We start from the raw sequence: 11,166 nt of genomic DNA, 5'->3' as shown, positions 1-11,166 counted from the left end.
CTTGATACGTAACCTTACGAATGCAAGTTGCTGGACATGTCCCCGACGCCGCATCGTGGGATAGTAGGTGCAAGCGAGCGGCAGGACGGGCAGGTGGTCTTGACCGCTTACGGTTCAATTCTCATCAAGGAGCTGGCCATGAACGTACGACCCATGCATACCAAACGCCTCGCAGCAACCCTTTGCGCGGCGGGCTTGATGTTGGCCGCGGGCGCGGTCCACGCGGCAGATGCGATCGGCCGCGCCGCCATCCAGTCCCAGTACGAGCAGGACGTGGCGAAATGCAAGAGCGGCAATACCAACCAGGATCGCGCGACCTGCATGCGCGAAGCCGGCGCCGCGCGCGATGAAGCCAATCGCCAGAATCTGAAGGAAGGCTCCACCGACCAGCACCAGCAGAACATGGTCGACCGTTGCAACCGCCTGCCTGCCGAGTCGCGCCAGGATTGCCTGACGCAGATGAGCTCGCCCACCAATGTGCGCGGCAGCGTCCAGGGTGGCGGGGTGTTGCGTGAAACGGTGATCCAGGTGCCGGCCGGTACGGTCCCGCCCGCCACCACGGCGCCGGCTCCGGGAATGGCGCCCGCTCCGGGAATGGCGCCGGCCCCCGGCATGGCGCCCGCCCCGGGCACGGGCACCATGAACGCCCCGATGCGCCAATAATGGCCGCGTAGGGTCGGGTAGGGCGCAACAGCCGCCGCCGCATTCAGGCAAAATGGCGGCTGTTGCGCTTTTCCCGCCCTTATTCCGTCCTTTATTCATGCATCCATGTCCGACGTCATCGCCCTGATTTTCGATTTCGACGACACGCTGGCTTCGGACAGCACGTCCGGTTTCCTGGAAAGCATCGGCGTGGACACGGCTTCGTTCTGGAAAGACGAGGTCGACCCGCTGCTGTCCAAGCAGGACTGGGATCCCGTCCCCGCCTATCTGTACAAGATGATCCAGCTGTCCCAGGCGGGCACGCATGGGCGCATCACGCAGCAGCGTCTGCAGGAATGGGGCTCGCGCCTGGAACTGCACGACGGCGTGCCGACCTTGTTCCAGCGCCTGCGCGCGGCGGTGCGCGCCGAGCAGCCGCAGGTGCAGCTTGAGTTCTACCTGATCTCCAGCGGCATCGGCGACGTGGTGCGCGCAACGCCCATCGCGCATGAATTCACGGAAATCTGGGCGTCCGAATTCGTCTACGGCGACGACGGCGGCATCACGTTCCCGCGCCGCATCGTCAGCTTCACCGACAAGACGCGCTATCTGTTCCATATCCAGAAAGGCATCATCGGGCGCGACTTCCGCAACAAGCCCTTCGAGGTCAACCGCAAGGTGCCTGAAGACCGCCTGCGCGTGCCCTTCGACCAGATGGTCTTCGTCGGCGACGGCTATACCGACATCCCGTGCTTTTCGCTGATCCGGCGCGCCGGCGGTTTCGCCTTCGGCGTCTGGGATCCTAAGCACCGCGACAAGCGCAGCCGCGCCTGGGGCTTCATCGAAGAAGGGCGGGTGTCCAACCTGAACCAGGCCCGCTACGACGAACAGGCCGAACTCTACCAGTGGCTGGAAGAGGCCGTAACCAGCCTGGCCGGCCGCATCGCGCTGAAGTCCCGGGTGTACCGTGGTTGAGGCCGGTTCGCTGACGGCCGCGACGCCCGTGACGCCCTGGACCGAAGAAGACGCCCGCTACATCCGCCTGGCGCTCGAAGAGGCCCAGGCCGCTTATGACATCGGCGAGGTGCCGGTCGGGGCGCTGGTCGTGTCCGCCAAGGGTGAAATCCTGGGGCGCGGCTACAACCGCACCATCATCGACCACGATCCCACCGCCCACGCCGAGATCGTCGCCTTGCGCAACGCTGCGCGCCAGCTGGAGAACTACCGGCTGCCGGGCATTACCGTGTATGTCACGCTGGAGCCCTGCGTCATGTGCATCGGCGCCATGCTGCACGCGCGGCTGGCGCGCGTCGTGTTCGGCGCCTACGACCCCAAGACCGGCGCCTGCGGCAGCGTGCTGGACGTCGGGTCGGTCCCGAAACTCAATCATCACACTTCAGTCACCGGCGGCGTGCTGGCGGAACCTTGCGGCGACCTGCTGCGCCGGTTCTTCCGGGAGCGCCGCGCCAAGGAATCCATCGCATGAGCACCCCCAAAGCCGCCAAGGCGGGCACGAAGGCCGCCGCCGCCAAGCGCACCGCCAAGCCCGCCGCAAGAACAGCCGCCAAGCCCGCGGCCAGAACGGCGGCCAAGACGGCCGTCCACGATCATGATCACGGCCATGGCCCCGCGTGCGATGACAACTGCGGCCACGACCACAGCCACGACCACGGGCACAGCCACACGCTGCCGGACGCCCGCGGCATCTACCTGATCTCGCCGTCTTCGGCCGTGCGCGATCCGGCCACGGTGGAACTGGCGCGCGAACGCTTGCAACAGCAGGGCTTCAAGACCGCCCTGGACCGCACGGCCTACGCGGAACACCAGCGCTTTGCCGGCACCGACGCTCAGCGTCTGGCCAGCCTGGCGCGCGCCGTCAAGCAGAAGCTGCCCATCGTCATGGTGACGCGCGGCGGCTATGGCTTGGGCCGGCTGCTGCATCAGATCGACTGGAAGGCGATGGCCGACAGCGGCAAGCGCTTCGTCGGCATGAGCGACTTCACCGCCTTCAATCTGGGCCTGCTGGCGCAGACGGGGGCCGTCAGCTACACCGGCGCGACCGCGGTGGCGGATTTCGGCGGCAAGAAGGTCGATGACCTGACCGAAGCGCTGTTCGGCGAAGTCATGCGCGGCGAACTTGAGATCCTCAGCTTCGAAACGCAGGACGCCGACCCGGTCGACGCCCGCGGCATCCTGTGGGGCGGCAATCTGGCGATGCTGAACTCGCTGTTGGGCACCCCTTACTTTCCGAAGATCCGCGGCGGCATCCTGTTCCTGGAAGACGTGGCCGAACATCCCTACCGCGTCGAACGCATGCTGATCCAGTTGTGGCAGGCCGGCGTGCTGGCCAAACAGAAGGCGATCGTGCTGGGCCGCTTTTCGGACTACAAACTGGCTGCCCACGACAAGGGCTACGACCTGCACGAAGTCGTGGCCTGGCTGCGCAAAACGGTCAAGGTGCCGGTCATCACCGGTCTGCCTTATGGGCACGTGGCCACCAAGGCCACCTTGCCGATCGGCCAGAAGGTGGGCATCGCCACTGAAAAGGGCCTGGCGCATCTGGTGCTGGACGAACACCACCACTGATCGCCGCCATCGGCGACGCGCCCTCGACGTCTGGCCCCGGCCGGGCCCGGGGGCGTTTTCATTCAGGGCGGGGCCTGATCGGGGCAGGGCAGCGCCATGGCTGAGGGTCCCGTCCAGAGATTGAAAATCGGGGCCGTAGCCCCATTTGCTACACTATCGGGTTTCCTCGCATGCGTCTTCGGACGCCCTCAGACTCAAATACACCGTGATATCCACAGCCAATCTCACCATCCAGTTCGGTCCCAAGCCCCTTTTCGAGAACGTCAGCGTCAAGTTCGGGGAAGGCAACCGGTACGGGCTGATCGGGGCCAATGGGTCCGGTAAGTCTACGTTCATGAAGATCATCGGCGGCGACCTCGAAGCCTCCGCCGGCAACGTGTCGCTTGAGCCGGGCGTGCGCCTGGGCAAGCTGCGCCAGGACCAGTTCGCGTTTGAAGACCTGCGCGTGCTGGACGTCGTCATGATGGGCCACACCGAAATGTGGGGCGCCATGTCCGAGCGCGACGCGATCTACGCGAACCCGGAAGCGACGGAAGACGATTACATGCGCGCCGCCGACCTGGAAGCCAAGTTCGCCGAGTACGACGGCTACACGGCCGAAGCGCGCGCCGGCGAATTGCTGCTGGGCCTGGAAATCGCCGTGGACCAGCACAACCTGCCGATGCGCGAAGTCGCCCCGGGCTGGAAGCTGCGCGTGCTGCTGGCGCAAGCGCTGTTCTCGAACCCCGACGTCTTGCTGCTGGACGAACCGACCAACAACCTGGATATCAACACCATCCGCTGGTTGGAAAATGTGCTCAACAGCTACCAGAGCACGATGATCATCATCAGCCACGATCGCCACTTCCTGAACCAGGTGTGCACGCACATGGCCGACGTGGACTACGGCGAGATCCGCATCTACGCCGGCAACTACGACGACTACATGCTGGCTTCGACGCAGGCCCGCGAGCGCCTGGTGTCCAACAACGCCAAGGCCAAGGAACGCGTCGCCGAACTGCAGGACTTCGTCCGCCGCTTCGCCGCCAACAAGTCCAAGTCGCGCCAGGCCACGTCGCGCCTGAAGCAGATCGACCGCATCAAGGCCGACCAGGTCGTGGTCAAGCCGTCGTCGCGCCAGAACCCGTACATCCGGTTCGAACAGAACAAGGTCATGCACCGCCTGGCCGTCACCATCGAGAACCTGACCAAGGCCTACGATGCGCCGGTGATCACCAAGTTCTCGGCCATGGTCGATGCCGGCGAAAAGATCGCCATCATCGGCGCCAACGGCGTGGGTAAGACGACCTTGCTGCGCCTGTTGGCCACCGAATTGCAGCCGGACTCGGGTTCGGTGAAGTGGTCCGATAACGCAGACCTGGGCTACATGGCGCAGGACGTGTCCGACCAGTTCCTGCAAACCGACATCAACCTGCTGGACTGGATGGGCGACCATCGCCAGCCGGGCGACGACGACCAATCGATCCGCTCGGTGCTGGGCCGCCTGCTGTTCTCGGCGGACGATCTGCCCAAGGCCCCCAAGGTGCTGTCGGGCGGCGAAAAGAACCGCATGACCTTCGGCCGCCTGATGCTGGGCCGGCACAACGTCATGCTGCTGGACGAGCCGACCAACCACTTGGACATGGAATCGATCGAGTCGCTGCAATTCGCACTGGAAAAGTACGAAGGCACGCTGGTCTTCGTGTCTCACGACCGCGAATTCGTGTCCGGTCTGGCCACCCGCGTGATTGAAATCCTGCCCTCGGGCGAGATCATCGACTACCGCGGCGGCTACGAAGACTATCTGGAATCGCGCGGCATCGAGGCCTGATTCCGGCTTGATCGCCGTTGCCCCGCCGCATCGCCGGCGGGGCAGCGGGCTAGCTTCCGATTCGCTCCGATCGGGGTGGGCCCCGTCATGTGTGGGTCCACGGTAATTTGCCGGGGCACCCGTCCAATATCGTTTTCGGCGCGTGCGATTCGACTTCCGAATCGCCGGCGGCGCGGCCCGCGAACGTTCAGCGCGCTGCAATATGGCGTGCGCTATCATCCGGGTAAACCCTGGTGCACGACGCACCCCGCCCGCCTTTCCGATTCATGTCTCCCACACCCCACACCACGCCCGATGGCGCCCCCATCGGGACGTTCGCGTTGACCGCGCGCATCGTTTCCATCGCGTTCTTCACCTTCATCTGCTATCTGGCCATCGGCTTGCCGCTGGCCGTGTTGCCCGGCTACGTGCACGGAACCCTGGGCTATGGCTCAGTGCTGGCCGGCCTGGCCATCAGTGTGCAGTACGTGGCGACGCTGCTCAGCCGCTCGCACGCGGGCCGCATGGCCGATACGGTGGGCCCGAAGCAGACGGTCGTGATCGGCATGGTGGCGTGCGCGGCCAGCGGCGTTTTCCTGCTGCTGGCCTATGCCTTCGAACGCAGCGGGTGGCTGAGCCTGACTGCCATCATCATCAGCCGGCTGGCGCTGGGTTTCGGCGAAAGCTGGGTCGGCACGGGTTCGGCTACCTGGGCGATCGCGCGGGTCGGCCCGCTGCACACCGCCCGCGTTATCTCCTGGAACGGCATCTGCACCTACGGCGGCCTGGCGCTGGGCGCGCCGCTGGGCGTCAAGCTGGAAACCGAATGGAGCATGGGCGCGCTGGGCGGCATGGTGCTGCTGCTGGGATTGGCCGGGCTGGGCCTGGCGGTATCGCGCGCCGCCGTGGCGATCGTGGGCGGCCACCGCATGGCGTTCAAGAGCGTCGTGATGCGCGTCTTTCCGCACGGCATGGCCTTGGGGTTGGGTTCGGTCGGTTTCGGCACGCTGGCGGCCTTCGTGGCGCTGTACTACGCCAGCTTCTCCTGGGAGGGGGCGGCGCATGCGCTCAGCGCCTTCGGCTGCGCGTTCATCGGCGTGCGCCTGCTGCTTGCGGGTACGATCACGCGCTTCGGCGGGTTCCGCGTGGCGCAGGTCTCGTTTCTGGTCGAGGCCGCAGGGCTGTTGCTGCTGTGGCTGGCGCCCAACCCTACGGCCGCCTTGCTGGGCGCGGCGCTGACCGGTTGCGGTTTTGCGCTGGTGTTCCCCGCCATCGGGGTGGAGGCGGTGGCGCGCGTGCCGGCGGGCAGCCGTGGTGCGGCGCTGGGGGCGTACTCGGCATTCCTCGACTTGGCCCTGGGCGTGACGGGGCCGGTCGCGGGCTACATTTCCAGCGGCTACGGCTACCCGTCCATCTTCCTGTCGGCCGCGGTCGCCGTGCTGGCGGGCTTTGTGATTGCATTCGGCTTGCAGCGCCATGCCGTGCGCCAGCGGGCCATGGGGTAGCAGGGCGCGCGGAGGCTTCACACCGCAGCTAATAACTAAAAGCAGTTAAGACATTCAATATTGATCGTTTGAATTCATATAACGAATTGTTAGATTTAGGCCTCGTTCTCCACGCGCGCCCACGATTCGTCCATGAACCTGACCTTCGACCATGTCCACAAGCACTTCGGCGACCTGCCCGTTGTGGACGGCTTTACCAGCGAAATCAAGACCGGCGAACTGGTCGCCCTGGTCGGCCCGTCGGGCTGCGGCAAATCCACGCTGCTGCATTTGGCGGCCGGCCTGGAAAAGCCCACGCAAGGCAGCGTCCTGGCCGATGGCCAGGCGGTCAGCGGCCCCCATCCCAGCCGCACGCTGGTGTTCCAGGAGCACGCGCTCTATCCATGGCTGACGCTCGAGGACAACGTGGCGCTGGCGCTGGAATTCCAGAACACGCCCAAGAAGCGCGCCCGCGAGGCCGCCCGCCACTGGCTTGCGCGGGTCAGCCTGGGTGGGTTTGAACACTACTACCCGCATCAGGTATCGGGCGGCATGCGCCAACGCGCCGCGCTGGCGCGCGCCTTCATCGCGCAGCCCAAGACGATGCTGATGGACGAGCCTTTCGGTGCGCTGGACGCGCTGACCCGCCTGAGCCTGCAGGACGTGCTGCGCCAGCTGATCGCGCAAGAAAAGCCGACCGTGCTGCTGGTCACGCATGATGTGGACGAGGCCCTGTTCCTGGCCGACCGCATCGTCGTCTTCAGCCCGCGCCCGGCGCGTGTGCTGCGCGAATTCAACCTGGCTCATCGCCAGAAGACCCACGACCTGTCGGATCTGGCCGCCGAGAAGCGCGAGATCCTGCGTCTGCTGGGCATCGCGGTGGACGGCTCGCAAGCCCACTCCGATCTGGCGCTGGCTGCCTGACCTTCCCCCTTTTTCGTTCCGGTGGCGCCGTGGCGCCGCCGATCTTGAATTCCCTGGAGCTCCTCTCATGAAATTGAAGCAATGGCTGACCCTGCCGCTGGCTGCGGCACTGCTGGCGGCGGCCCCCGCCATGGCGGCCGAGAAATTCCGCGTGGGCTATCTGCGCGTGATGGACGACGCGCAGGCGATCGTGGCGCAAGAGGGCGGCTTCTATCAGAAAGCCGGCCTGGACTCCGAGCTGATCGAATTCAAGTCGGGCACCGACCTGATCAAGGCGATCGTGGGCGGCCAATTGGATATCGGCGTGCTGGGCTTCACCAACGCGGTGGCCTGGGCCTCCAAGGGCGCGGACCTGAAAGTCGTGGGTGGCGCGCAGCAAGGCTATCACTCGCTGATCGTGCGCGATGATTCCGGCATCAAGGACATCGCGGGCCTGAAGGGCAAGACGCTGGCGTCCCAGGCCGAAGGCAGCACCGCAGACGTCGTGTTGAAGGGCGTCGTGCTCAAGCAAGGCAACCTGGGCGCGGACGACGTCAACGTCATGGGCGTGAGCCCCGCCGTGGCCGTTCAATCGCTGGTGGGCAAGCGCGTGGACGCGGCCTTCCTGTTCGAACCTTACGACCGCATCGCGCAGTTGGTGGCGCCGGTCAAGCAGATCTACGAAGTGGGCCAGGCCTGGCCATTCCCGTGCATGGTCGTGATCACCTCGGGTGAAACGCTGGCCAAGCGCAAAGATGATGTGTGGAAGGCGCTGGACGCGCAGAACCAGGCTATCACGCTGCTGCAGAAAGAGCCCGCGCAGGCCTCCAAGCTGATCGCCTCCTACTTCATCGCCGAGCCCACGCTCAAGACCCTGCACCGTGGCGAACTGCCGCGTGAAACCGTCATTACCGAAGCGATCAGCACGCAGGTGTTCACGCCCAAGCTGACCGAGAAGGACACGGCGCGCATGCAGGAAATCGCCGACATCCTGCAGGCCCAGGGTTCGCTGAAGACGCGCGACGGCAAGCCGTATGACGTGTCCAGCATCGTCGACCTGTCCTGGCAAGAGGCGCGCAAACTTTGAGCTCGTCTACCCGAGTGACCGGCGCCCGCAAGCATCTTGCGGGCGTTTTGGGCGTCCTGTTCATTCTTGCACTGTGGCAGTTGGCCGCGTTCGCGCTGCCCGATTTCCTGATGCCAGGCGTGCCTGCAGTGGTCCAGCGCCTGTTCGAAGACCTGGGCAAGCAATCGTTCCATCAGAGCCTGCTGGGCACGCTCGGCCGCTTGGGCGCAGGCTACGGCCTGGCGCTGGCGGCGGGTATCGGCTTCGGCCTGGTGGCCGCGGTGCTGTTCTTCTTCCGTGAAGTGCTGCGCAGCGCCATCGTCATTTTGCAGTCGATCCCCTCGATCGCCTGGGTGCCGCTGTTCCTGATCGTGATGGGTTTCGGCAATACGCCCATCATCGTCGTGGTCGCGTTGTCGGCGTTCTTTCCGGCCGCGCTCAGCGTGATGAACGCCACCGAATCCGTGCAGCGCGTGCACGTGTCCGCGGCGCGCGTCATGGGCGCCACGCGCTGGGGCCTCGTCAAGCGCGTGTATCTGCCGGCCGTGATGCCTGAACTGATCACGGGCGCGCAACTGGCGTTCGGCAATGCCTGGCGTGCGCTGATCTCGGCGGAAATGCTGATCGGTTTTGGCAAGGGCCTGGGCCGTTCGCTGGCGTATTCGGGCGAAATCGCCGACATGACCGGCGTCATGACCAACATCCTGGTCATCGCCGTGCTGGCCGCGCTGATCGACCTGTTCGTGCTTGAAAACCTCAAGCACCGCCTGTTGCGCTATCAGTACGTCTAAGTGCCGGAGCCTTGCATGAATCGCCGGATTCGCCTTGTTGTCCTGACCGCCTGCACGCTGTTTGCCGGCTTCGCGCAGGCGCAAAACACCGGCTTCGCCGCCGCCCAGGCGCGCGGCGAGCTGGTGGTGGGCGTGCCGTATCTGGCGCCGCCGCCCGCGGCGGGCGCCAAGATCCGCACCCCTGATGGCCTGGATGCGCAAATGGCCGACAAGCTCGGCCTGCGGCTGGGCTTGCCGGTGCGATTGCGGCAGGTGCCGGCAGACCAAGCCGCCACCGCGCTGGCGGCGGGGCAGGTGGATCTGGTGTTGGCCGATGGCGCGGGTGCCCAGCCGCAAACCGTTGCGGTGCAAACCACGGGCTACGGCGCGCGTCCCAAGGCGCTGATCCGCAGTGACACCACGATGCGCAAGCCCGCCGACGTACGCGGCCGCAGTGTCTGCGTGGCCGAGGCGGCGACGCAAGCCCGCACCCTGGCCGAAAGCTGGGGGGCGGTGGTGCGCACGTACCGCGTGCCGTCCGACGCGCTGGTCGCCGTGCGCGAAGGCAACTGCGATATCGGCCTGGTGGATGACGCCGTCTGGGAGCCCCTGGTCCGGTTTCCAGAGTGGAAGAAATTCTCGTCCACACTGGCTGCGGACGGCGCTCGACGCGAACGCGTGTGGTTGCTGGCGGCCGACGACACGGTTGGACGCGCGCTGCTGGCGGACGAGATGCGGGCCTGGGACCGTGCCGGAGCCTGGAAGGCAATGACGGCAAAATGGGCGCGCGATGTCGCTTTCGACGTCTATCTGGACCAGGAAGTGGCCGACTGCCACGGTTAGAACGGCTTCGCGCCAGCACTTACAATGCCGGGCATGACGCACACGTTGACCGTTCCTTGCTCCTATCAGGAAGACATCAAGAAAAGCCGCTTTGCCGCTTACGCCGCGCCGGTCTCGACGGTGGACGAGGCCATGCGGTTCTTCGCCGAGCGCAGCGACCCCGAGGCCACCCACAACTGCTGGGCCTATCGCATCGGTCAGGAATACCGCTTCAATGATGACGGCGAACCCGGCGGCACGGCGGGCCGCCCCATCCTGCAAGCGATCGAAGGGCAGGACATGGACCGCGTGGCGGTGCTGGTGGTGCGCTGGTACGGCGGCATCAAGCTGGGGGCCGGCGGACTGGTGCGGGCGTACGGGGGATGCGCGGCGAATTGCCTGCGTCTGGGCGATCGGACCGAAATCGTGGACCTCGCAACCGTCACCTGCACCTGCGGCTTTGCGGAGCTGGCACTGCTGAAGTCGCGCCTGGCGCAAGCGGGCGCGGTCATCCAACAGGAAGATTTCAATGAAGACGGCGTGGCGCTGCGCTTCGTCGCGCCCCGCGCCGTGGTGGGTGACCTGGAGGTCACCGTCGCCAACATCACGCGGGGACGTTCGGCCTGGGAACTGGTGTCGTGACCCGGCCCGAAGGGCGTGCGAGCAAGAGAAAGGGGCCCTTGAACGGGCCCCTTTGCATGGTTACGCGTTTTGGCTGTCTTGCGCCGCGGCGATTTCCTGATGGACCTTTTCCATGTCCACTTCCTTGATCTTGGCGAGCAGCTCGTTCAGCTGGCCGCCCGACAAGGCGCCGGGTTGCGAGAACAGCAGGACCTTCTCACGGAAGACCATCAGCGTGGGAATCGAGCGAATACCCAGGGCGCCGGCCAATTCCTGCTCTACGTCCGTGTTCACCTTGGCGAACGTGACGTCGGTGTGCTCGGTCGCGGCTTGCTCGAAGACGGGCGCAAAGCCACGGCAGGGGCCACACCAGGGAGCCCAGAAGTCGACGATCAGGGTGCCGTCGGGGGTGATGGCGTCCTGGAAGCTGTCTTTGGTGAGTTCAACAATACTCATTTTGGATCCTTGCCGCGGAGCGCGGCG

Annotated in this window: 12 protein-coding genes; 11 read left to right on the top strand and 1 reads right to left on the bottom strand. The window is 65.6% G+C overall.

Going from position 1 to position 11,166, the window contains the following annotated elements; translation table 11 throughout:
* The first annotated feature begins 138 nt into the window (after positions 1 to 138).
* The 11 genes from ACO6D5_RS16055 (at position 139) to ACO6D5_RS16005 (ending at position 10,704) form a co-directional block, all read left to right on the top strand.
* Positions 139 to 663, top strand: a complete 525-nt coding sequence (locus tag ACO6D5_RS16055) for a hypothetical protein (protein ID WP_485825916.1) — start codon at positions 139 to 141, stop codon at positions 661 to 663.
* A 105-nt stretch (positions 664 to 768) separates the two neighbouring features.
* Positions 769 to 1,617: an HAD family hydrolase gene (locus ACO6D5_RS16050; RefSeq protein WP_315846910.1), complete on the top strand. Its 849-nt coding sequence runs from the start codon at positions 769 to 771 to the stop codon at positions 1,615 to 1,617.
* Between the two features lie 28 nt (positions 1,618 to 1,645).
* On the top strand, positions 1,646 to 2,128 hold the full coding sequence (tadA, locus tag ACO6D5_RS16045) for a tRNA adenosine(34) deaminase TadA (RefSeq protein ID WP_485825915.1): 483 nt from the start codon (positions 1,646 to 1,648) through the stop codon (positions 2,126 to 2,128).
* Positions 2,125 to 3,228 (top strand): LD-carboxypeptidase, encoded by a 1,104-nt coding sequence (locus tag ACO6D5_RS16040; RefSeq protein ID WP_485825914.1) that lies wholly within the window; start codon positions 2,125 to 2,127, stop codon positions 3,226 to 3,228. Before tadA ends, ACO6D5_RS16040 begins: the two co-directional genes overlap by 4 nt.
* A gap of 205 nt (positions 3,229 to 3,433) precedes the next feature.
* A complete protein-coding gene (locus ACO6D5_RS16035) occupies positions 3,434 to 5,038 on the top strand; it encodes an ABC-F family ATPase (protein WP_006222307.1) in 1,605 nt (534 codons plus the stop codon).
* A 266-nt stretch (positions 5,039 to 5,304) separates the two neighbouring features.
* The gene (locus ACO6D5_RS16030; protein WP_485825913.1) at positions 5,305 to 6,522 is read left to right on the top strand and encodes an MFS transporter; all 1,218 of its coding nucleotides are present in this window, start codon (positions 5,305 to 5,307) and stop codon (positions 6,520 to 6,522) included.
* 132 nt (positions 6,523 to 6,654) lie between these two features.
* Positions 6,655 to 7,425, top strand: a complete 771-nt coding sequence (locus tag ACO6D5_RS16025) for an ABC transporter ATP-binding protein (protein ID WP_485825912.1) — start codon at positions 6,655 to 6,657, stop codon at positions 7,423 to 7,425.
* 67 nt (positions 7,426 to 7,492) lie between these two features.
* Complete coding sequence (locus ACO6D5_RS16020; protein WP_315846906.1) at positions 7,493 to 8,491, top strand: ABC transporter substrate-binding protein; 999 nt, start codon at positions 7,493 to 7,495, stop codon at positions 8,489 to 8,491.
* The gene (locus ACO6D5_RS16015; protein WP_485825911.1) at positions 8,488 to 9,261 is read left to right on the top strand and encodes an ABC transporter permease; all 774 of its coding nucleotides are present in this window, start codon (positions 8,488 to 8,490) and stop codon (positions 9,259 to 9,261) included. The genes ACO6D5_RS16020 and ACO6D5_RS16015 overlap by 4 nt, the downstream gene beginning before the upstream one ends.
* 15 nt (positions 9,262 to 9,276) lie before the next feature.
* Positions 9,277 to 10,083 (top strand): transporter substrate-binding domain-containing protein, encoded by an 807-nt coding sequence (locus ACO6D5_RS16010; protein ID WP_485825910.1) that lies wholly within the window; start codon positions 9,277 to 9,279, stop codon positions 10,081 to 10,083.
* A 33-nt stretch (positions 10,084 to 10,116) separates the two neighbouring features.
* The gene (locus tag ACO6D5_RS16005; RefSeq protein WP_315846904.1) at positions 10,117 to 10,704 is read left to right on the top strand and encodes a YigZ family protein; all 588 of its coding nucleotides are present in this window, start codon (positions 10,117 to 10,119) and stop codon (positions 10,702 to 10,704) included.
* A gap of 60 nt (positions 10,705 to 10,764) precedes the next feature.
* Here the strand turns inward: ACO6D5_RS16005 and ACO6D5_RS16000 are convergent, their stop codons facing one another.
* The gene (locus ACO6D5_RS16000; protein ID WP_006222300.1) at positions 10,765 to 11,139 is read right to left on the bottom strand and encodes a thioredoxin family protein; all 375 of its coding nucleotides are present in this window, start codon (positions 11,137 to 11,139) and stop codon (positions 10,765 to 10,767) included.
* Positions 11,140 to 11,166 lie beyond the last annotated feature (27 nt).

Source organism: Achromobacter sp. (assembly GCF_057314935.1).
Note: the sequence above shows the minus strand (reverse complement) of the source record. Positions and strands in the feature narration are given on the sequence as shown.

Excerpts from the sequence above, each read along its gene's own strand:
- ACO6D5_RS16000 (WP_006222300.1), bottom strand. The coding sequence starts at position 11,139 with ATGAGTATTGTTGAACTCACCAAAGACAGCTTCCAGGACGCCATCACC.
- ACO6D5_RS16010 (WP_485825910.1), top strand. The coding sequence starts at position 9,277 with ATGAATCGCCGGATTCGCCTTGTTGTCCTGACCGCCTGCACGCTGTTT.
- ACO6D5_RS16020 (WP_315846906.1), top strand. The coding sequence starts at position 7,493 with ATGAAATTGAAGCAATGGCTGACCCTGCCGCTGGCTGCGGCACTGCTG.
- ACO6D5_RS16005 (WP_315846904.1), top strand. The coding sequence starts at position 10,117 with ATGACGCACACGTTGACCGTTCCTTGCTCCTATCAGGAAGACATCAAG.
- ACO6D5_RS16050 (WP_315846910.1), top strand. The coding sequence starts at position 769 with ATGTCCGACGTCATCGCCCTGATTTTCGATTTCGACGACACGCTGGCT.
- ACO6D5_RS16055 (WP_485825916.1), top strand. The coding sequence starts at position 139 with ATGAACGTACGACCCATGCATACCAAACGCCTCGCAGCAACCCTTTGC.
- ACO6D5_RS16030 (WP_485825913.1), top strand. The coding sequence starts at position 5,305 with ATGTCTCCCACACCCCACACCACGCCCGATGGCGCCCCCATCGGGACG.
- ACO6D5_RS16040 (WP_485825914.1), top strand. The coding sequence starts at position 2,125 with ATGAGCACCCCCAAAGCCGCCAAGGCGGGCACGAAGGCCGCCGCCGCC.
- ACO6D5_RS16025 (WP_485825912.1), top strand. The coding sequence starts at position 6,655 with ATGAACCTGACCTTCGACCATGTCCACAAGCACTTCGGCGACCTGCCC.